Annotated in this window: 28 protein-coding genes; 23 read left to right on the top strand and 5 right to left on the bottom strand. The window is 66.6% G+C overall.

The window, feature by feature from the left end:
- Window positions 1–7: 7 nt before the first annotated feature.
- Window positions 8–1,033 carry a phage shock protein operon transcriptional activator gene (gene pspF, locus M529_RS41025; RefSeq protein WP_021319039.1) on the bottom strand — a complete coding sequence of 342 codons (1,026 nt, stop codon included), beginning with the start codon at window positions 1,031–1,033 and terminating at the stop codon, window positions 8–10.
- A gap of 184 nt (window positions 1,034–1,217) precedes the next feature.
- Here pspF and M529_RS50015 point away from each other — a divergent pair, with 184 nt between their 5' ends.
- The 10 genes from M529_RS50015 (at window position 1,218) to M529_RS40980 (ending at window position 5,066) form a co-directional block, all read left to right on the top strand.
- Window positions 1,218–1,394, top strand: coding sequence for a hypothetical protein (locus M529_RS50015; RefSeq protein WP_021319038.1), 177 nt, complete (start codon window positions 1,218–1,220; stop codon window positions 1,392–1,394).
- Between the two features lie 79 nt (window positions 1,395–1,473).
- Entirely contained in the window at window positions 1,474–2,142 is a 669-nt protein-coding gene (gene pspA, locus M529_RS41020) for a phage shock protein PspA (RefSeq protein WP_021319037.1), read from the top strand.
- Window positions 2,143–2,146: 4 nt separating this feature from the next.
- A complete protein-coding gene (gene pspB / locus M529_RS41015) occupies window positions 2,147–2,413 on the top strand; it encodes an envelope stress response membrane protein PspB (RefSeq protein WP_021319036.1) in 267 nt (88 codons plus the stop codon).
- Window position 2,414: 1 nt separating this feature from the next.
- On the top strand, window positions 2,415–2,795 hold the full coding sequence (gene pspC / locus M529_RS41010) for an envelope stress response membrane protein PspC (RefSeq protein ID WP_021319035.1): 381 nt from the start codon (window positions 2,415–2,417) through the stop codon (window positions 2,793–2,795).
- Between the two features lie 36 nt (window positions 2,796–2,831).
- Entirely contained in the window at window positions 2,832–3,122 is a 291-nt protein-coding gene (locus M529_RS41005) for a hypothetical protein (protein WP_021319034.1), read from the top strand.
- Window positions 3,123–3,150: 28 nt separating this feature from the next.
- Entirely contained in the window at window positions 3,151–3,495 is a 345-nt protein-coding gene (locus M529_RS41000; RefSeq protein ID WP_021319033.1) for a hypothetical protein, read from the top strand.
- Window positions 3,496–3,525: 30 nt separating this feature from the next.
- Complete coding sequence (locus M529_RS40995; RefSeq protein WP_021319032.1) at window positions 3,526–3,777, top strand: hypothetical protein; 252 nt, start codon at window positions 3,526–3,528, stop codon at window positions 3,775–3,777.
- Window positions 3,778–3,819: 42 nt separating this feature from the next.
- Window positions 3,820–4,053: a hypothetical protein gene (locus M529_RS40990; protein ID WP_021319031.1), complete on the top strand. Its 234-nt coding sequence runs from the start codon at window positions 3,820–3,822 to the stop codon at window positions 4,051–4,053.
- Window positions 4,054–4,101: 48 nt separating this feature from the next.
- Window positions 4,102–4,515 carry a SufE family protein gene (locus M529_RS40985; RefSeq protein WP_021319030.1) on the top strand — a complete coding sequence of 138 codons (414 nt, stop codon included), beginning with the start codon at window positions 4,102–4,104 and terminating at the stop codon, window positions 4,513–4,515.
- Window positions 4,516–4,568: 53 nt separating this feature from the next.
- Complete coding sequence (locus M529_RS40980; protein WP_021319029.1) at window positions 4,569–5,066, top strand: hypothetical protein; 498 nt, start codon at window positions 4,569–4,571, stop codon at window positions 5,064–5,066.
- A 73-nt stretch (window positions 5,067–5,139) separates the two neighbouring features.
- Here the strand turns inward: M529_RS40980 and ggt are convergent, their stop codons facing one another.
- Complete coding sequence (ggt, locus tag M529_RS40975; protein WP_021319028.1) at window positions 5,140–6,843, bottom strand: gamma-glutamyltransferase; 1,704 nt, start codon at window positions 6,841–6,843, stop codon at window positions 5,140–5,142.
- 72 nt (window positions 6,844–6,915) lie between these two features.
- On the bottom strand, window positions 6,916–7,953 hold the full coding sequence (locus M529_RS40970) for a quinone-dependent dihydroorotate dehydrogenase (protein WP_021319027.1): 1,038 nt from the start codon (window positions 7,951–7,953) through the stop codon (window positions 6,916–6,918).
- A 355-nt stretch (window positions 7,954–8,308) separates the two neighbouring features.
- Here M529_RS40970 and M529_RS40965 point away from each other — a divergent pair, with 355 nt between their 5' ends.
- From M529_RS40965 to M529_RS50605, 12 genes are all read left to right on the top strand, one after another.
- A complete protein-coding gene (locus M529_RS40965) occupies window positions 8,309–9,253 on the top strand; it encodes a helix-turn-helix domain-containing protein (RefSeq protein WP_021319026.1) in 945 nt (314 codons plus the stop codon).
- A 101-nt stretch (window positions 9,254–9,354) separates the two neighbouring features.
- Entirely contained in the window at window positions 9,355–9,819 is a 465-nt protein-coding gene (locus M529_RS40960) for an RrF2 family transcriptional regulator (RefSeq protein WP_021319025.1), read from the top strand.
- Entirely contained in the window at window positions 9,816–11,315 is a 1,500-nt protein-coding gene (gene sufB, locus M529_RS40955) for a Fe-S cluster assembly protein SufB (RefSeq protein ID WP_021319024.1), read from the top strand. Before M529_RS40960 ends, sufB begins: the two co-directional genes overlap by 4 nt.
- 133 nt (window positions 11,316–11,448) lie before the next feature.
- Complete coding sequence (locus M529_RS49790) at window positions 11,449–11,625, top strand: hypothetical protein (RefSeq protein WP_021319023.1); 177 nt, start codon at window positions 11,449–11,451, stop codon at window positions 11,623–11,625.
- A 13-nt stretch (window positions 11,626–11,638) separates the two neighbouring features.
- Entirely contained in the window at window positions 11,639–12,094 is a 456-nt protein-coding gene (locus M529_RS40950) for a hypothetical protein (RefSeq protein WP_021319022.1), read from the top strand.
- 168 nt (window positions 12,095–12,262) lie between these two features.
- Window positions 12,263–13,006, top strand: coding sequence for a Fe-S cluster assembly ATPase SufC (gene sufC / locus M529_RS40945; RefSeq protein ID WP_021319020.1), 744 nt, complete (start codon window positions 12,263–12,265; stop codon window positions 13,004–13,006).
- A gap of 88 nt (window positions 13,007–13,094) precedes the next feature.
- Entirely contained in the window at window positions 13,095–13,847 is a 753-nt protein-coding gene (locus M529_RS40940; protein ID WP_021319019.1) for a SufD family Fe-S cluster assembly protein, read from the top strand.
- Entirely contained in the window at window positions 13,844–15,070 is a 1,227-nt protein-coding gene (locus tag M529_RS40935) for a cysteine desulfurase (protein ID WP_031295208.1), read from the top strand. The genes M529_RS40940 and M529_RS40935 overlap by 4 nt, the downstream gene beginning before the upstream one ends.
- A complete protein-coding gene (locus M529_RS40930) occupies window positions 15,067–15,534 on the top strand; it encodes an SUF system Fe-S cluster assembly protein (RefSeq protein ID WP_021319017.1) in 468 nt (155 codons plus the stop codon). Before M529_RS40935 ends, M529_RS40930 begins: the two co-directional genes overlap by 4 nt.
- Window positions 15,534–15,893, top strand: a complete 360-nt coding sequence (locus M529_RS40925) for a HesB/IscA family protein (protein WP_021319016.1) — start codon at window positions 15,534–15,536, stop codon at window positions 15,891–15,893. Before M529_RS40930 ends, M529_RS40925 begins: the two co-directional genes overlap by 1 nt.
- Window positions 15,894–15,908: 15 nt before the next feature.
- On the top strand, window positions 15,909–16,724 hold the full coding sequence (locus M529_RS40920; RefSeq protein ID WP_021319015.1) for a Rossmann-fold NAD(P)-binding domain-containing protein: 816 nt from the start codon (window positions 15,909–15,911) through the stop codon (window positions 16,722–16,724).
- Between the two features lie 23 nt (window positions 16,725–16,747).
- Entirely contained in the window at window positions 16,748–16,873 is a 126-nt protein-coding gene (locus M529_RS50605; protein WP_021319014.1) for a hypothetical protein, read from the top strand.
- 59 nt (window positions 16,874–16,932) lie between these two features.
- On the opposite strand, the gene recQ is transcribed toward M529_RS50605, so the two are convergent.
- On the bottom strand, window positions 16,933–18,705 hold the full coding sequence (gene recQ, locus M529_RS40915) for a DNA helicase RecQ (protein ID WP_021319013.1): 1,773 nt from the start codon (window positions 18,703–18,705) through the stop codon (window positions 16,933–16,935).
- 50 nt (window positions 18,706–18,755) lie between these two features.
- Window positions 18,756–19,013 (bottom strand): hypothetical protein, encoded by a 258-nt coding sequence (locus M529_RS40910; protein ID WP_408021301.1) that lies wholly within the window; start codon window positions 19,011–19,013, stop codon window positions 18,756–18,758.
- Window positions 19,014–19,119: 106 nt separating this feature from the next.
- Here M529_RS40910 and M529_RS40905 point away from each other — a divergent pair, with 106 nt between their 5' ends.
- Window positions 19,120–20,244 carry a serine hydrolase domain-containing protein gene (locus M529_RS40905; RefSeq protein WP_021319011.1) on the top strand — a complete coding sequence of 375 codons (1,125 nt, stop codon included), beginning with the start codon at window positions 19,120–19,122 and terminating at the stop codon, window positions 20,242–20,244.
- Window positions 20,245–20,251: the final 7 nt, after the last annotated feature.

Genomic DNA, 20,251 nt, shown 5'->3' with positions numbered 1-20,251 from the left:
GGCGATCTCAGCCGGCGCTCAGTCCGTGCTTCTTCATGCAATGCCGCAGCTGGTCGTAGCTGAGGCCCAGCCCTTTGGCCGTCGCGCGCTGGTTGTAGCGATAGCGTTCCAGCGCGGCGCGAACGATCGCCGCTTCATGGGCATCCACCGCCGCCTTGAGGTCGGTGACGGCATGGGCCTCGGCTGAGGGCGCGGCAGGTACGGCCGCTGCCGGCTCGGCCCGCGCTGCATCGGTACGCGGCATCAGCGCGCGCGGCTTCCAGGGCGAGGCGAAGGGATCGAACACCAGGCCGGCGATGGGTCGGTTCGGATCGTCCCAACGATAGACCGCGCGTTCCACCACATTGCGCAGCTCGCGGACGTTGCCGGGCCAGTCATGCCCCTCCAGCTCGGCCATGCACGCGGCCGAAAAGCCCGGCCATTGCGGCCAGTTGATCTCCGCCGCCATCCGCCGCCCGAAATGGTCCGCCAGCACCGCGACGTCGCCCTCGCGGGCGCGCAGCGGCGGCAGGGTGATGACCTCGAAGGACAGGCGGTCCAGCAGGTCGGGGCGGAATCGTCCCGCATCGGCGGCGGCGGGCAGATCCTCGTTGGTGGCGGCGACGATGCGGACATCGACCGTCAGCGGCCGCGACGCGCCGATCCGCGTCACCTCGCCATATTCGATGACACGCAGCAGCCGCTCCTGCGCCGCCATGGACAGCGTCCCCAGCTCGTCCAGGAACAGCGTCCCGCCGTCCGCTTCCTCGAACCGGCCTGCCCGCGCGCGGGCCGCACCGGTGAAGGCGCCCTGTTCATGGCCGAACAGCTCCGCCTCGATCAGCGTCTCGGGCAGGGCGGCGCAGTTCATGACGATCAGCGGCCCGTCCCAGCGCGGTGACAGGCGATGGAGGCGCTCGGCGATCAGCTCCTTGCCGGTGCCGCGCTCGCCGATCACCAGCACCGGCCGGTTCAGTTCGGCCGCCCGTCCGGCCTGCTCCATGGCGTCGAGGAAGGCGAAGGACTGGCCGACGAATTGGGTATTTTTCTCCATTCCCAACTTATGGTGAAATTTCCCACCTCTCGGCAAGCGAAATGAATATCTACCGACCGATTTCATGACGAAAACGGCAGAAATCCGCCATTCGCGAGAATTGGCACGCCCCCTGCAAAGCTATGGGCAATCCGCAGATACAGAGCGGAACCATGTGAAGGCCAAGGTTCAGGGAGTAGAAGACATGCACAAGGACAACCGCCATCAGGCCCGTGCCATCGGCCAGGCATTCTCGGTCGGCATCGCCGCCGCGCTGTTCGGATCGACCATGATCCTTTCGGCCGTCGGTCCCGCCCGGGCGAATGCCAATCCGGTGCTCGCGGCCCAGGAAACACCCGCGACCCTGCGCTATCTGGCGTAAGGCCGCAGCACCGGCCGGGGCGGGAAACCCCCTCTCGCCCGCCCCGGCCCTTTAAGCGAAGATCAGGAGTGAAGTTCAGATGGGTATTTTCTCCCGCACCCGCGACATCATCGCCGCCAATGTCACCGACCTGCTCGACCGGGCCGAAGACCCGGCGAAGATGATCCGCATGATCATCCTCGAAATGGAGGAGACGCTGGTCGAGGTGCGCGCGTCCGCCGCCCGCACGATCGCCGACCAGAAGGAGATGCGCCGTCATATCGGCAAGCTCCAGGCGCTGCAGGACAGCTGGACCGAAAAGGCGCAGCTGGCGCTCAGCAAGGACCGCGAGGACTTGGCCAAGGCCGCCCTCGTCGAAAGGCAGAAGGCGGCCGACATGGCCGAGCATCTCTCTCACGAGATCGAGGTGCTGGACGATGCGCTGAAGGCGTCCGAGGAGGACATCGCCAAGCTGCAGGCCAAGCTGCGCGAAGCGCGCGCCCGGCAGAACAGCCTGGTCACCCGCATCCAGAGCGCCGAGAACCGCCTGCGCGTCCGCGAAGCCTATGCCGGCGAGAAGGTGAACGAAGCTTTCGCCCGCTTCGACATGCTGGAGCGCCGCGTGGACCTGGCCGAAGGGCGCGCCGACGCCATGGGCCTGGGCCAGCAGCCCAAGACGCTGGAGGAGGAGATCGCAGAGCTGCAGTCCGCCGACAAGGTCGATGCCGAGCTCGCGGCGCTGAAGGCCAGCATGAACAAGGGAGAGTGACGCCATGGAGGATGTTTTTGTCCCGATCGCCGTGGTCGGCATGCTGTTCATCGGCATGCCCTGGCTGATCTTCCACTATGTGACCAAGTGGAAGCAGGCGCCCAAGATCACGGACGAGGACGAGCGGCTGCTGGACGAGCTTCACCTGCTCGCCCGGCGGCTGGAGGAAAGGCTGCAGACGGTGGAGCGCATCGTCGCCGCCGACAATCCCGACTTCCGCCCTGCCCGTCCCGCCCATGACGACAATTACGAATTCGACCGGAGGAACTGAGATGAGCGCCCGCCGCACCAAATTCTATCTCGACAAGCAGAACGGCAAGTGGATGGGCGTATGCGCCGGCATCGCCGACTATACCGGGATCGACGTGGTCTGGGTCCGGGTCGGCGCGGTGCTGGTGACCCTGATGGGTGCCTTCCCGTGGTCGCTGATCGCCTATTTCGCCGCCGCCTATTTCGCCGACAAGAAGCCCGCGGGCCTCTATGCCGATCGGGACGACGAGAAATTCTGGCAAGGCGTGCGCACCAACCCGACGCGCTCCACCCGCGACGTCCGGTCCAAGTTCCGCGACATCGACCGGCGCCTCGCCGACATCGAACTCTACTACACCAGCCGCAACACCCGCCTCGCCGACGAGATCGAGCGCCTGCGCTGACCGGCCGGCAGGGGTACAACAGGGAGTGACAGGATCATGAGCTTCGGAGGACACAGCTTCATCGTCGCGATCGTCGCCCTTTCGGTGGGCGCCTGGGTGGTCACCACCTGGCTGCGGGTGAAGCACGGCTATCCGCTGACCGACGACAATGGGAACACCGTTCATCGAACCGATCCCGACGCCGGTCGAAAAATCGACCTTCTTTCAAGTGAAAACGAAAAGCTGATTGGCCGCATCAGCCGCCTCGAAGAACGAATCGCAGTCCTCGAACGGATCGCCACCGATCCCGCCGCCCGGACCGCGCAGGAAATCGACGCGCTGCGCTGACGCGGACCAGGCAAGGGGAGTTTAGGACATGAACAAGACCGACATGGTAGACGCCTTCGTCATGCCCAACCTGCCTTGGATCATCGGCGGAGGGCTTCTGATCGGCGCCATGGCGATCGGCGGATGGATCTTCACCACATGGCTCCGCGTCCGCCACGGCTACCCGCTGGAAAACAGCTGGGGGAAGGCGGTCTATCCGCAGAAGAATGAGGAGATGGTGGAGCGCATCCGGCTGCTGAGCCAGGAGAACGCCCAGCTCCGCGCCGAGATCGGGTCGATGAAGGACCGACTGATTGTGGTTGAGCGCATCGTCACTGACGGCAGCCACCATCTGTCCCACGAGATCGAAAGGCTGCGCGGCCCGGCCAACTGATGGCCTCGCGCGCCCAAAGGGAGGAATAGCATGAACCCGTTCGAAATGGTCGTCGCCATCGTCGCGATCACCGCCATCGCCAGCGTTATCCGCGCCAAATATGGTGTGGTGCGCCGCCACAAGGGCGAGGACTTCGTCCGCCCCGGCCCAGATCCGGAAACGGAGCGGTTGCGCGCCGAGCTCAAGGCGCTGAAGGACCGGGTCGCCGTGTTGGAACGGCTCGCCACCGACAGCAGCACGGCGTTGGACCGTGAATTCGAAAAGCTCAGGGACCGCGACTGAGGAAAGCGGCGCGGGCCCGACCGAACCCCAGGGAGGCAGACAATGCAGGACCCCTATCTCTACATAACCATGGCTGCGGCTGGCCTTGTGGGCCTGTCCATCGTTGCCGCCGCGGCGCTGCGCGGCTGGAACGGCTGGCTCGAACTCAAGCGTGCGGAGCTCACCCGCCGCAGCGACGATGCCACCCCGCCCTCCACTGCTACGCGGATCGAGGTTGCTGACCTCAAGGAACGCATCCGCAAGCTGGAAGCCATCGCCGCAGGCGTGGACCTCTGACGGGAAAAGCGGGTTCCGCCGCCCGCTTTTGCCCCTATATGGGCGGCCATGACACCGACGCCCGCCCTTGCCGACCTTACCGAAGAATATGAATTTCTCGACGCGGACGATCGCTACCGTCTGCTGATCGACCTGGGGCGCGGGCTGGAACCCATGCCCGACGCGCTCAAGACCGATGCGACGCTGGTGCGCGGCTGTTCCGCGGCGGTCTGGGTCTATCCGACGATGCGGGAGGACGGGCGGCTGCATTTCCTGGCCGATTCCAACGCCGCGATCACCAAGGGGATCATCGCGCTGGTGCTGCTGACCGTGCAGGACGGGATGCCGGCGGAGATCGCGGGAGCTGATATCGAGGGCGCCCTCGCTCCCTTCGATCTGCGCAACCAGCTCAGCTCGAACCGCACTCAGGGCATTCCGAACATGATCGCCCTGATCCGCGAGACTGCGGCGCGCTACGCCTGAGGAAACCTGGATCAAGGTCGGTGCGTTCTTCTTCATCGAAGGAGAATGCGACTATGCGTCACGCGATCACCCTGGTTGGGCTGGGGCTGCTCGCCGCCTGCTCGTCGGGCGGCAAGGATGAGCCTACCCAGCGCCAACAGATCGGCCAAGTCTGGAAATATGAAGGGGCGACTGACGGCGGCAAGCCCAAACTCGCCTATATCGGCAGCGCCAACACGGTGCAGACGATGACCGCGGCTGACACCTTCTCGGTGCTGCTGGTCCAGCCGATGGACAATGGCGAGAAGACAGTGACGGTGAAGCTGGTCGGCGCGCCCTTCCGGTGCGACCTGTCGGACTGCGCGGTGACGACGGCGACCGACGACGGCAAACAACATCGTTGGAAGGGGCGGATGACCGACACCAATGACGGCATCGAGATCATGCCCTCGCAGAACGCCTATGAAGCGATCGCAAAGGCGAAGACGCTGAAGGTCAACCTTGCGGTCGGACCGAAGGACCAGACCTTCCCGTTCCAGTTCGATGTCGCCGGACTCGATCTGAAGGGGTAGACTTCCGTTGGCCCTGAGCTTGTCGAAGGGCTCCTCTTCCTCTTCAGGCTCAGCCCGAACGGGGGGGCGACGTTTATTCCTGCAACGATACTCCCGGGCTGCGCGGGTCGGCGGCGCCGACCCAGTGGCCATCCGCCGTCCGCTCGGCGGCGTTCGCCTTCAGGCCGAAGCGGGAGATGGAAACCCTGTGACCCAGCTTCTCCAGCGGCGCCTTCATCGCCTCCACGGAGGTGCCCTGCTCCAGCACCAGTCCATCGCTGTTGAAATATTCGAAGCCCAGCGCGATCGAGTCCTGCGCCGACAGGCCCCAGTCGAAATGAGCGATCAGCGCCTTGGCGACCTGCATGATGATCGTCTTGCCACCCGCCGCGCCGACGGTGAAGACAGGCGTTCCCGCGGCGTCATAGACAATGGTCGGCGACATGGAGGATAGCGGCCGCTTGCCCGGCTCCACCCGGTTGGCGACCGGCGCGCCGTCCCTCTCCGGCGTGAAGCTGAAGTCGGTCAACTCGTTGTTGAGGATCACGCCATTGGCGACGAGCTGGCTGCCGAAGAAGCTTTCGATGGTGGAGGTCCAGGCGGTGATGTCGCCGTTGCGATCGACCGCAACGAAATGGCTGGTGCCGGATTCGGGTTGGGGCAGCGCGGCGGTGCGCGGCGCTGCGCCCGGCGGATCGCCAGCCGGATGATCGCTCAGCGCATGGCCAAGGGAGATGAGCGCGGAGCGGCGCTTGAGATAGGCCGGGTCGATCAGCCCCGCGATCGGCACTGACACGAAATCGGCGTCGCCCAGATATTTCTCGCGGTCGGCATAGGCCAGCTGCATCGCCTCGCCGATGACGTGCCACGACCGGGGATCGTCCTTGCCCCATGTCGCGAGCGGGAAGCGCTCCACCATGCCCAGTATCTGGAGCACCGTGACGCCGCCTGCCGAGGCCGGCCCCATGCCGCAGACGGTATAGACGCGATAATGGCCGCAGATCGGTTTGCGCGGCTTGGCCTGGTAGCCGGCCAGGTCGGCCTCGGTCATCGGGACCGGGTTCCTGGGCGCGTTGGTCACCGTCTGGGCGATCGCCTTGGCATTCTCGCCGGTGTAGAAGGCGTCGGGTCCTTCGGCCGCCACCCGGCGGAACAGTGCGGCAAGCGGCGGATTCTTCAGCACCGTGCCGATCGGCGCGGGCTTGCCATCGACCCAGAAATACTTCTGGATCTCCGGGAAGTCGGTCCACACGGGCGCCAGAGCCTTCAGGGCCGTGTCGAGCCGCTGGCGCACCTCGAACCCGCCCTCCGCCAGGCGAATGGCGGGCTGGAACAGGTCGGCCCAGGGCAGCTTGCCCCATTTGTCGTGCGCCGCCTTGGCGAGGCGCAGATTGCCCGGCACCCCGACCGAATAGCCGCCCGGTACCGCCTGGCGGAAAGGCATCGGCTTTCCATCGGGTCCCAGGAAGCGGTCGGGCCGTGCCGCCGCTGGCGCCGTCTCGCGCCCGTCGATCGATTCGAGCACCCCCGTCCGCCCGTCATGGTGCAGGATGAAGCCGCCGCCGCCGATGCCGCTGTTGTGCGGCTCCACCACGTTCAGCGCCAGCATCATCGCGATGGCGGCGTCGGTGGCGCTGCCGCCCTTGCGCAGCATTTCCTGCCCGGCCTCGGCGGCGCGGGGGTCGGCGGCGGACACGGTGGCGTTGAGCGCGATCGGCTCGCGCGCGAGGGCCGGCGCGGAGACAGCGAGAGACAGGAGGGCGAAGGGGGCCATCAGGCCGGCAAGGCGGGACGTCATGGAGCGCACCCTACCGTCTGCGTTGCGCATCGCAACCGTTTGCGTCGATCCAGTCATGCCGGTCTGGACGGTTCAGGCGTCGATACCCACCAGATCGCCGACATGGGCAAAACCGTCGCGGCGCATCAGCGCCTTCAGCCCCTCATTGATCCGGCGGGGCAGGAACGGCCCTTCATAGACCAGCGCGCTGTAGAGCTGGATCAGGCAGGCGCCCGCACGCAGCCGGGCATAGGCCTGCTCCGCGCTGGCGATGCCGCCCACGCCGATCAGCGGCACGCGGTCGCCCAGCGCGCGCCGGAAATCGCGCAGCCGCGCCAGCGCCAGATCGTGCAGCGGCGCGCCGGAAAGGCCGCCGCTCTCCCCGGCCAGCGCCGACCGCAGGGGGGGACGGGAAATGGTGGTGTTGGACACGATCAGCGCGTCGACGCCGTGGTCCAGGCAGGCGGCGGCAATGTCCTCAACGTCGGCAGGCTCCAGATCCGGCGCAACCTTCAGGAAGATGGGCGTCCGGTCGGCGCCCCGGGCGGCCATGACCGCGCCCAGCAGCTGGTCGAGCGCCGCGCGATCCTGCAACGCGCGCAGCCCCGGCGTGTTGGGGGAGGAGATGTTGACCGTCAGATAATCGGCCAGCGGCGCCATGCAGGTGACCCCGGTCGCATAGTCGGCGATCCGGTCCGTCGCATCCTTGTTGGCGCCGATATTGATGCCGATCGGCGGGCCATCCGGCCGCCGCCGCTTGGCGATCCGTTCCGCGGCGGCGGCCTGCCCGCCATTGTTGAAACCCATGCGGTTGATCACCGCGCGGTCCTCCACCAGCCGGAAAAGCCGGGGTTGCGGATTGCCCGGCTGGGGCAGCGGGGTCAGCGTGCCGAGCTCGGCAAAGCCGAAGCCCAGGCCGTGCATCTTGTGCGCGACCAACCCTTCCTTGTCATAGCCGGCGGCAAGGCCGACCGGATTGGGGAAGCGCAACCCGGCGACGGTCTGCGCCAGCATCGGGTCGGGATCCGGGGCAGAGGGAGTCGGCATCGCCCGCAACAGCGCGACCGACAGATGATGCGCGCGCTCGGCTTCCAGCGCGAAGAAAAGCGGGCGGATCAGGCGGTAGGACATGGCGGCGCTATGCCAGCAGGCCCGCCGGGCGTCGAGTCGCTGTGGCGCGGAATCCACAAATTGGACAGTCGTGACATTTCATGGCCAAAAATCCGCTCGATACATTCGATTTGGCCCCTTCGATGTCCGATCCGTCCAATAAAGTTTCTCCGATTCGGGCGTAAGGCGCTCGTGCGACCCGAAGGCTCCTAGGCCCTTGGCCAAAGAGACCTTTTCCTGACCTGGCGGACATTTCCGCCGGGTCGTTTTTTTGTCCTTATAGTGCTCCGGCGGGAGTAAAGACCCGGCTGCAGCAGCATTTTTCTTGCGCTGCCTACCACTTCGCGCCTATTTCCCGTTCCGGGGAAAGAAAAACATGGGGTCGTCTAGCATTGGCGCGGCTGCGGGGGCGGCCGGTATCGCTGTCCCGGACACGCAGGGTCCGCTCTCTTATTCGGTCGATGCTGCGCAGGGGCCTGTGCGGCTACGCTATTTCGCGCCTCCTCCAAAGTTGCGGCGCCATTTCGGCTCGCTCTATATTTTCTCCGTTTCGGCAGATCGTTACGCAGACATGACCCGCGCGGATGTGCCGCAGTTGCGGCTCATGCTCGCGGGCGATGGGCGCTATCATCTGCACGGCGGGGCGGTGGCGCCCACGCCCGACGTCTGCCTGCTGGGACCCACCTTGGGTGCGACCCGGTTCGAACTGGACCGGCCTTCGCAGGTCGTGGGCATATCGCTGCTGCCCGCCGGATGGATATCGCTGCATGGCGGCGATGCCAGTGCTCTGGCCGACAGCCTGTGCGATCTCGCAGCGGAGCGCGACGCGGCCTATGCCGGCTTGCTGGCCGATCTGCGGGCGGAGGAGGATGGCGACGCCATGGCCGATCTGTGCTGGATGTTCCTGCAGGATCGGGTGAAGCCGCTGGACGCCGCCACCTGGCACCTGCTCGAATCCATCGACGCCTGGCTGATGGACGAAGGATCGCCGCGGATCGAGGTGCTGGCGGAAATGACCGGCCTCTCGCCGCGCCAGCTCGCCCGGCTCACCAACAGATATTATGGCGCGCCGCCCAAGCTGCTGGCGCGCAAATATCGCGCGCTGCGCTGTTCCGCCCGGATCGCGCTGGACCGGGAAAGCTGGCAGACGCTATGCGACGATGGCGGCTTCTACGACCAGTCGCATTTCATCCGGGAGATCAAGCATTTCATCGGCCTGACCCCGCACCAGCTGATGACCGAGCCGTCCGCCGTGGCGCAGCTCACCTTGTTGCGCCGGTCGCTGGGCGGCGACGTGGCGGTGCTCAACCGCCTCAGCTGACCTGGAAGGCAAGAAGGGCAATTAGCCCTTGATTCCCAAGGCGCAGGGGACCACATGCGCAATCGGATTGATTCGATCCGATTTGAGAGTGGTTCGCAACAATGCGCCTGTCCAGCTTCGCAGACTATGCCGTCGTGCTGATGTCGGCCGCCGCGCGCCATTGCGGCGCCACCAAGATGAACGCGACGACGCTGAGCGCGGAAACCGGTATCCCGCTGCCCACCGCGCAGAAGCTGGTGAGCCGTCTGTCGGCGGCTGGGCTTCTCGAATCGAGCCGGGGCACCGGCGGCGGCGTGCGGCTGACCCGCCCGCCCGCCGCGATCACCCTGGCCGACGTGGTGGAGGCGGTGGAAGGCCCCATCGCCATGACCGCCTGCGCCGAAATGGGCGCGCATGACTGTTCGCTGGAGCAGGACTGCCGCATCCGCCCGCATATGAACGCGGCCAACCACGCGATCCGCTCGGCGTTGGCGGGCGTGACCATCGCCAGCCTGGCGCGTGACGTCGCGCCGCCTTCTTTCGCCCCCCGCGAAGTCGAAAAGCCCGTTGCAGAGCAGACCATATGACCGAAGAAACCATCACCACCACCCGTAACCTCGAAGCGCATGAGGCCGCGCAGCGCGCCTCCACCTACGAGCATGGCTGGTCTTCGGCCATCGAGCAGGACTTCGCCCCCAAGGGCCTGAACGAAGACACCGTCCGCTTCATCTCGGCCAAGAAGGGTGAGCCCGAATGGCTGCTCGACTGGCGGCTGAAGGCCTTCCGCCTGTGGCAGACGATGGAGGCGCCCGACTGGGCCAAGCTGAACGTCCCGCCGATCGACTATCAGGATGCCTATTATTATGCGGAGCCGAAGAAAAAGGCCGAGCTGAACAGCCTCGACGAGCTGGATCCCGAAATCCGCGCGACCTACGAGAAGCTCGGCATTCCGATCGCCGAGCAGGAAGTGCTCGCCGGGGTGAAGGGGGCGGGCATGCCCGCCCGCAAGGTCGCGGTCGACGCCGTGTTCGACAGCGTGTCCGTCGCAACCACCTTCCGCAAGGAGCTGGAGGAGGCAGGCGTCATCTTCCGCTCCATTTCCGAAGCGGTGCGCGAATTTCCCGACCTGGTGAAGAAGTGGCTGGGGAAGGTCGTGCCGATGCACGACAATTATTTCGCCACTTTGAATTGCGCAGTCTTTTCCGACGGCACCTTCGTCTATGTGCCCAAGGGGGTGCGCTGCCCGATGGAGCTTTCCACCTATTTCCGCATCAATGCGGAGAATACGGGGCAGTTCGAGCGCACGCTGATCGTCGCTGACGAAGGGAGCTACGTCTCCTATCTCGAAGGCTGCACCGCGCCGATGCGCGACGAGAACCAGCTGCATGCCGCCGTGGTGGAACTGGTCGCGCTCGACGATGCGGAGATCAAATATTCGACCGTCCAGAACTGGTATCCCGGTGACGAGAACGGGAAGGGCGGCATCTACAATTTCGTGACCAAGCGCGCGCTCTGCCAGGGCCGCAACAGCAAGGTCAGCTGGACCCAGGTCGAAACAGGCTCCGCCATCACCTGGAAATATCCCAGCTGCGTGCTGAATGGCGAGAACAGCGTCGGCGAGTTTTATTCCGTGGCACTGACCAACAACATGCAGCAGGCCGATACCGGCACCAAGATGATCCACAATGGCAAGGGGTCGCGCTCGACCATCGTGTCGAAGGGGATCAGTGCGGGACGTTCGAACAACACCTATCGCGGACTGGTGCGCGTGGCCCCCGGCGCGGAGGGCGTGCGCAACTTCACCCAGTGCGACAGCCTGCTGCTGGGCGACCAGTGCGGTGCCCACACCGTCCCTTATATCGAAGTGCGCAACCCCTCCGCGCAGATCGAGCATGAGGCGACGACCAGCAAGATCAGCGACGACCAGCTATTCTATGCGATGCAGCGCGGGCTGGACCAGGAAGCCGCCGTCAGCCTGATCGTCAACGGCTTCGCGCGTGAAGTGCTGCAGCAACTGCCGATGGAATTCGCGGTGGAAGCGCAGAAGCTGCTGGGCATCAGCCTGGAGGGGAGCGTGGGGTGACCTTCGCCCGCACCTCCCACGTCATGCCGGACTTGATCCGGCATCCCGCTTCTGTCTGCGCGACAGCCGAAGGCAGCGGAACCCCGGATCAAGTCCGGGGTGACAAGTCGTGACAAGGATTGAGCTTGCCGAAATGCTTGAGCGCTTCGTTGATAATGCGCCAAATTGCGGCGAGTGGGAATGGGACAACTTTACGTCTGTGAAAGCAAGTCCCGAACTGGAGCCATTCCGTCAACGCCTATTGGAACAGGGTGACGGCTGGATGGATCTTGATGAGATTCGCGAGCTCATCGCTGAACTGAAAAGTTGAAGGACCGAGAATTTTGAGCGACGAAGACGATATCCAGGATGCCCTCGCCGATTTCGCGGAGGATGTCGGCAATGGCCAGGCATGGACCGCCGCGATCCGCATCCTGACCGAGGATTATGAGCTGGAGGAGGGCGAGCTTCAGGCGCGCGCCGTCAAGGATTTCGGCGACCTCGATGCCTATCAGGCGGAATGCCGCGCCGCGCTGGAAAAGGGCGACGCCGCCTTCACCGAGCGGCTGAGGAGCGACAAGGCGTTTCACAAGGCCAAGGCGCCCAATCTCGCCCGCATGGGACCGGTGACCGAATTCGTGACCGGCCTGCTGGAAAAGGGCGCGCCCGAGCCCGGCGCCGACTGGTGGCCCTATATGCCGATCAAGCGCCATATCGACACGCTGTTCCCGGCACCCGGCGATGTGCGCGACATGGCCTTCTGGACCGCGCGGACGCTCCAGCGCACGCATAAGGACTGAGGGATATGCTGGGTGCCAGCTTCATCCTCCCCTGGCAGGGGAGGTGGCAGGCCGAAGGCCTGACGGAGGGCTATTTCGCTATCGTGAGCGGGACACCCCTCCACCACTATTTGGTCCTCCTCCCCTTGCGGGGGAGGAATTTTGGAAATTCAGCGCCGGGAATGGCTCATGCTTGAAATCGACAATCTCTCCAATGAAATCGACGGCAAGGCGATCCTGAAGGGCCTGTCGCTCAGCATCAACGCGGGTGAGGTCCATGCGATCATGGGGCCGAACGGCGCGGGCAAGTCGACCCTCGCCTACACGCTGGGCGGCCGGCCCGGCTATGAAGTGACCGGCGGCGAGGCCTCATTCGACGGTGTGAACTTGTTCAGCTTGGAGCCGCACGAGCGCGCCGCCGCCGGGCTTTTCCTGGGTTTCCAGTATCCGGTCGAGATCCCTGGCGTCTCCAATCTCCAGTTCCTGCGCGAAAGCCTGAACAGCCAGCGCAAGGCGCGGGGAGAGGAGCCGCTGTCCGGTGGCGCCTTCATCAAGCTGGCGAAGGAAAAGGCCGCGCTGCTCGGCCTCGACATGGAGATGCTCAAGCGCCCGGTGAACGTCGGCTTTTCCGGCGGTGAGAAGAAGCGCGCCGAAATGGTGCAGATGGGGATTCTCGATCCGAAGCTGGCGATCCTGGACGAGACCGACTCCGGCCTCGACATCGACGCGCTCAAGGTCGTGGGTGCGGGCATCAACGCGATCATGCGCAGGCCCGACAAGGCTGTGCTGCTTATCACCCATTACCAGCGCCTGCTCGACTATGTGAAGCCGGATTTCGTCCACGTCCTCGCCAAAGGCCGGATCGTGAAGTCGGGCGGCCCCGAACTGGCGCTGGAACTGGAACGCGAAGGCTATGCCGAGGTGGTGGCGTGAGCCTGATTCTTTCTCTTCGCGTCTCCGCGTCTCCGCGTGAACGAAATTTTCTCACGCGGAGACACAGAGACGCGGAGGAGGTTCGCCCATGACAGCGCTCGCCTTGCCCACCCGCAAGCAGGAAGAATGGCGCTACAGTGACCTGGATGCCGTCGCTTCCGTCTGGCCGCTCCCTGCCCCCGCGCGCATCGCCATCCAGCCGGGCGCTTCGGAGGCCTATCATCTGATCCAGAACGCGGCCGAAGGCGCGGCCGCCATTCATGATTATGTGATCGACATCGCGGACGGGGCGCGGCTCGATTTCCACCTGCTCAACATCGGCGGGAAGCTCGGCCGGGTGACGTTCGACGTGACGCTCGGCCGGGACAGCCATTTCGAGCTCGGCGGCGCGATCATCGGCGGCGGCGACCAGACACTGGAGATCGTCACCAAGGTCACCCATGCGCAACCCGACGCCACCAGCGGCCAGACGATCCGCTCGATCCTGGGCCAGCGCGCCACCGGCAGCTATTTGGGCAGCATCAACGTCGCCCGCGACGCGCAGCGCACCGATGCTTTCCAGTCGGTGAAGGCCATGCTGCTGGACCGAACCGCCACGGCCAATGCCAAGCCGGAGCTGGAAATCTTCGCCGACGACGTGAAATGCGCCCACGGCGCGACCGTGGGCGAGCTGGACAGGCAGGCCCTGTTCTACATGGCGAGCCGTGGCATGGACCCGGCGACCGCCAAGACCCTGCTCCTCCGCTCCTTCGTTGCCGGCGTATTCGACGGCGTGCCGGACGAAGCGGTGAAGGACAGGCTGGAGGCGGCCGCGCTCGCCAAGCTGGAGACGCTGGTATGACCGTTTCTTCCCCACCGTTGCTCGAAGCGAACGGAAGGTTGGACCTCCGATCCGATTTCCCCGGCGTGCGCGACTGGCACTATCTCGACAGCGCCGCCACCGCGCAGAAGCCGCAGGCGGTCATCGACGCCATCGCCCGCGCCTATGGCGAGGACTATGCGACGGTCCATCGCGGCGTCTATGCGCGTTCGGCGAACATGACGCTCGCCTATGAGGCGGCGCGGCGGAAGGTGGCCCTGTTCGTCAATGCCCGGTCCGAGGCCGAGATCGTCTATGTGCGCGGCGCGACCGAGGGCATCAACCTCGTCGCCCAATGCTGGGCGGGCACGCAGCTCGAGGCCGGCGACCGCATCCTGCTTTCGACGCTGGAGCATCACAGCAACATCGTGCCGTGGCAGATCGCGGCGGAGAAGGTCGGCGCCGCCATCGACGTGGTGCCGCTGACCGTCGACCACAGGATCGACCTCGACGCCATGCAGGCGATGATCACGCCCCGGCACAGGATGGTGGCGCTTGCCCATGTGTCGAACGTGCTCGGCAGCGTACTGGATTGCCGCCGCGCCGCCGACATCGCGCATTCCGGCGGTGCGAAGATCCTGATCGACGGCTGCCAGGCGGTGCCGCGGCTCGGCGTCGACGTGCAGGCGCTCGACTGCGACTTCTACGTCTTCTCGGCGCACAAGCTCTACGGCCCGACCGGCATCGGCGTGCTGTGGGCGCGGACAGAGCTGCTCGACGCCATGCCCCCCTATCAGGGCGGCGGTTCGATGATCGACAAGGTGACCTTCGAGAAGACCACCTACGCCCCGCCGCCGACCCGGTTCGAGGCGGGGACGCCCCATATCGTCGGTGTGGTCGGTTTAGCCGCCGCGATCGACTATGTGGAGGGCATCGGGCTGGACGCGATCCACGCCCATGAATGCGCGCTGGTCGGCCGGGCGCGCGCCGCGCTGGAGAGCCTGAACAGCGTGCGGCTCTTCGGCCCGGAGGATTCGGCCGGCATTCTCTCCTTCGAGGTGGAGGGGGTGCATCCGCACGATGTCGGCACCATATTGGACGAAACGGGCGTCGCCATCCGCGCCGGGCACCATTGCGCCCAGCCGCTGATGCGGCATCTGGGCGTCGAGGCGACCGCGCGGGCCAGCTTCGGCATCTACAGCGACCAGAGCGACGTGGATGCGCTGGTCGAAGGACTGGAACGGGTAAGGAAGATCTTCGGATGAACGAAGAGCGCAAGATCATGGTCGAGGAAGTGGCGGCGGTGGACGCCCCGCCCAGGGCGCGTGTCGAGGATGCGGCCGAGCAGCCGCTGGCGCGTAAGCGTGACTATCTGGAAGGCTTCCTTTCGGCCGCGCCGGCACCCCAGCCCGCGGGCGAGCCGGGCGGCGACCTGTATGAAGCGATCATCGATGCGCTGAAGGAAATCTACGATCCGGAAATCCCGGTGAACATCTACGACCTCGGCCTCGTCTACGGCGTCGACGTGGCGGAGGGCGGCCATGCCGTCGTCACCATGACCCTGACCACGCCGCACTGCCCGGTCGCCGAATCCATGCCGGGCGAGGTCGAACTGCGCGTCGGCGCGGTGCCGGGCGTCGGCGATGTGGAGGTGAACCTCGTCTGGGACCCGCCCTGGGACCCGCAGAAGATGAGCGACGAGGCCAAGCTCGAACTGGGAATGCTGTGATGACCACGGAAACCAAGACCCGCGCCCGCCCCGCCGCCGTCATCCTGACGCCGAGCGCGGAAGCGCGCATCGCTGAACTGATGGCCGGAGCGCCCGAAGGCGCCATCGGCGTCAAGCTCTCGACTCCGCGTCGTGGCTGTTCGGGCCTGGCCTATTCGGTCGATTATGTGACGCAGGAAGCGGCCTTCGACGAAAAGATCGTGACGCCCGGCGGCACCTTCTACATCGACGGTGCGTCCGTGCTTTATCTGGTGGGTTCGACGATGGACTGGGTGGAGGACGACTTCACCGCCGGCTTCGTCTTCAACAATCCCAATGCCAAGGGCAGCTGCGGCTGCGGCGAGAGCTTTACCGTCTAGGACGGGAGGTCCGTCATGGCCCATATGCTGATCCTGGGCATGGGCTATACCGCCGCGCGTCTTACAGACCGGCTGCGGGGCGAAGGCTGGCATGTGACCGGGGTCAGGCGCTCGGCCGATGCCCGATCGCTGGCCTTCGATGATGAAGCCGCCGTCCGCGCCGCCATCGCCCGGGCCACGCACATCCTCTCCTCCATCCCGCCGGAGGGGGAGGGCGATCCCGTCCTGGTCCGCTATGGCGACTCCCTCGCCGCCGCCCCCGCCCTCTGGACCGGCTATCTCTCCTCCACCGGCGTCTATGGCGACACCGGCGGCGCCTGGGTTGACGAGGCAAGCCCGGTCGGCACGGGGCGCCGCTCCGCCCGCGCCGCGGCCGATCTTGCCTGGGGGGCGTTGCGTGCCGACATGCGCCGCTTCCGCCTGCCGGGGATCTATGGTCCAGGCCGCTCGGCGATCGAACGCGTGCGCGACGGGAAGGCGCATCGCATCGACCTTCCGGGCCAGGTCTTCAGCCGTGTCCATGTCGACGACATCGTCGCGGGCGTGATCGCCTCCTTCGATGGGCCGCCGGGCATCTACAACCTCGCCGACGACCTGCCCGCGCCGCAAAATGCGGTGATAGAGGCGGCCTGCGACCTGCTCGCCCTACCGCATCCGCCACTGCTCGCTCTGGAGGATGCCGCCCTTTCCCCTGCCGCGCGCGCCTTCTACGCCGAAAATCGCCGGGTCGCGAACGGCCGGGCGAAACGCCTGCTCGGCTGGAACCCACGCCATCCCACCTTCCGCGAAGGGCTGGCGGCGTGCCTCACCGCAACGATAACACCTTCTTAACCATGTTTGGCCGATGGAGGGGCATGCCGCTTCATCGGGACATCAGCATGGACAGCTTCGACAAGACCTTCGCCGCTCTCAGCGACCGCATGCGCGGCCTTGCCGTTCCAGATCGTTGTTTCGAGGGAGCCCCGCCATCGCCGTCCTGATCGAGCGCGTGAATGCAGCGCGCCTGCGCTACGAGCCGCGCCTGCGCCGCTGACGCCTTCTAGATAAACGGCCGGATCGCAGCCAGGAAGGCGTCGCCATAGGCGTCGAGCTTGCGCTGGCCAACGCCGCTGACGGTGGCCAGCTCGGCCAGCGAGGCCGGGCGCTGCTCGGCCATTTCCCGCAGCGTCGAATCATGGAAGATCACATAGGGCGCTACGCCCGCCTCCTGCGCCAGCTCGCGGCGACAGGCACGCAGCGCGTCGAACAGCGGATCGCCGACCGGATTGGCCTCGCTGCCGTTACGGGCGCTGCGGCGGCGAGGCTCGCGCTTCGGTGGCAGGACGATGCGCACCTCCTCCTCGCCGCGCAGGATCGGGCGGGCGTTGGGGCCGAGCATCAGCCCGCCATGCTCGGTCGTTTCCAGCGCGTCGCGTACCAGCAGGGCGCGTGACACAGGGCGGAGCAGGGCCGTCTCTTCCCCGGTCACGATGCCGTGGACGGAGATGCGGTCATGCCCGCGCTCGCGGATGCGGTCGGTGACGGCGCCGGTCAGCACCGCCTCGATATGGCCCGTGCCGAAGCTCTGGCCGGTGCGGTACACGGCGGACAGATATTTGCGCGCCGTCTCGGTCGCGTCGATGCTGTCGGGCGGCGCCAAGCAATTGTCGCAATTGCCGCAGGTGGCTGGCGGGCTTTCGCCGAAATGGCGCAGCAGGATGGCGCGGCGGCAGGTGCCGGTCTCGACCAGCGCGCCCAGCGCGGCGATGCGGGCGCGCTCGCCCTGCTGGCGGGTGGGTTCCAGCTCGCCGATGCGCTGGCGGGCACGCGCGAAGTCCTCCGCGCCCCAGAAGAGATGCGCGGCGGCAGGCTCTCCATCGCGGCCGGCGCGGCCCGATTCCTGATAATAGCCCTCGATCGACTTGGGCAGGCCGGCATGGGCGACGAAACGCACGTCGGGCTTGTCGATCCCCATGCCGAAGGCGATGGTCGCCACCATCACCATGTCCTCGCTGGCGATGAAGGCGGCCTGGTTGGCGGCGCGCTGCTGCGGCTCCAGCCCGGCATGGTAGATGCGCACCGGGCGGCCGGTACGCTCCAGCCCCTCGGCCAGCTTCTCGGTCGCGGCGCGGGTCTGCGCATAGACGATGCCGGGACCCGGACTGGCGGCGACGAGGTCGGCGAGCTGGCGCGGCAAGCCATCACGCGCATGGACGGCATAGCGGATATTGGGCCGGTCGAACCCGGCGATCACCATCCCGTCGCGCGGGATGCCGAGCTGCACCAGGATATCCTCCCGCGTATGCGCATCGGCGGTCGCGGTCAGCGCCAGGCGCGGCACGTCCGGAAACTCGTCCAGCAGCGGGCGCAGCAGGCGATAGTCGGGTCGGAAGTCGTGGCCCCATTCGGACACGCAATGCGCTTCGTCGATCGCAAAGAGCGCGACCCGCGCCGATCGCAGGAGGCTGCGGAATCCCTCGCCCGAGGCGCGCTCCGGCGCGACATAGAGCAGGTCGAGATCGCCGCCCCGGAGCCGGTCCTGCGTCTCGCGCCAGTCGGCATCGACACTGGTCAGGCTGGCGGCGCGGATGCCGACCGCCTGCGCCGCGCGAAGCTGGTCGTGCATCAGCGCGATCAGCGGCGACACGACCACGCAGCAGCCGTCGAGCGCGACGGCGGGCAACTGGTAGCAGAGCGACTTGCCGGCGCCGGTCGGCATGATCGCCAGCGTGGGCCGCCCCTCCATGATGCGGCCGACGACCTGCTCCTGCACGCCGCGGAACGCAGGAAAGCCGAACACGTCGTGGAGCAGCGCGGGGATGTCGGGACGCATGGCAGGCGCTGTAGCGGGTGGCCGGCGCGGGGACCAGTCCGGCGGGGGCGTTATTTCGCCGGGTCGAGCAGGCAGCCCCAGCCCGGACGATAGCGCGCCGTCCGGGTGGCGAGCAGCGGAACGCTGGCCTTCACCGCCTTCGCCTCAGGCTCGTCTGCCAGGGTGACGATCGCCATGCCCGGCTCCTTGTCGGACTGGCAGCTGCCCATCGGTCGCCCTTCCACATAGCGGCAGGAACAGGCGACGCGCGCGCCATAGGCGGCGCCGAGTCGCGCCCGGCCGACGAGCGCCGGCCAGTGCCAGGCCAGCAGCGCTGCCAGTATCAGCGCTGCGATGGCCGCCGCCACTCCTATCGTCCTCCGCCGTGCGGACATGGCTCCCCTTTTTCGAATCCCGTGCTAAGGGCGCCGGCTTATGAAGCCCGACAGACGAATCGTAAAGCGCCTTGGCATCGCCCTGTGCGCGGTGGCTGCGCTCGCGACCGTCGGGATGTTGAGTGGACGCGCGGCATCGCCCGATCCGGTTTATCGCGTGGCGGCCGATGCGGCGGTGAGCGAGAGCTCGCTGCGCGCCGCGATCGACCCGCTGTTCGACGATGGCGAGATGGGGGAAACCCGCGCCCTGGTCGTGATGCGAGGCGGCCGGATCGTGGCCGAACGCTATGCGCCCGGCTTCGCGCCGGAAACGAAGCTGCTGTCCTGGTCGATTGCCAAGAGCGTGACGGCAGTGCTCGCGGGGCTGATGGTGTCCGACGGGCGGCTGGCGCTGGACGCGCCGGTGCCGGTCGAGGCCTGGAGCCAGCCCGGCGATCCGCGCGGCCGTATCACCCTGCGGCAATTGCTGCAGATGACCTCGGGCCTCGACCATCTCGAGGATGCCGAGCCCGTGCAGGCAGGCGATACGCCGCGCATGCTGTTCACCGACGGCGCGCAGGACATGGCGGCCTTTGCCGAGGCCAAGCCGGTGGCGCACCCGCCCGGGACGGTCTTTTCCTACAGCACGGGCAGCAGCCTCATCCTGTCGGGACTGATGGGGCGGATGCTGACCAACAGCGCCGACCCGGCCGCGCGGCAGCGGGCGATGCAGACCTTCATCGACGGGCGGCTGGTGGTGCCGGCGGGGCTTTCCAGCCTGACGGTCGAATATGACCGGGCGGGGACGATGATCGGCGGCAGCTTCATGCACATGACCGCCCGGGACTATGCGCGTTTCGGCGAACTACTGCGCAACCACGGCCGGGGCCCGAACGGGCACCAGGTCGTGCCGGAAAAATGGATCGATTTCATGCGCACCCCGTCGGCGCGCAACCCGGCCTATGGTGCGCACCTCTGGCTCAACCGCGCGTCGGAGGAAAGCGCGCTGATGCCGGGCCAGGCGCCCGACAGCCTGTTCGGCTGCGTCGGGCATAACGGGCAATATGTGCTCGTATCGCCCGGCCAGCGGCTGACCGTGGTGCGGATCGGCATGTCGCCGAAGAAGGAACAGCGCGCGGCGGTCAGGATGGCTCTGGCGAAGCTGATCGGGATGTTCCCCGCCTAGCTACTCC

Source organism: Sphingobium ummariense RL-3, from assembly GCF_000447205.1.
Lineage (GTDB): Bacteria > Pseudomonadota > Alphaproteobacteria > Sphingomonadales > Sphingomonadaceae > Sphingobium > Sphingobium ummariense.
Note: the sequence above shows the minus strand (reverse complement) of the source record. Positions and strands in the feature narration are given on the sequence as shown.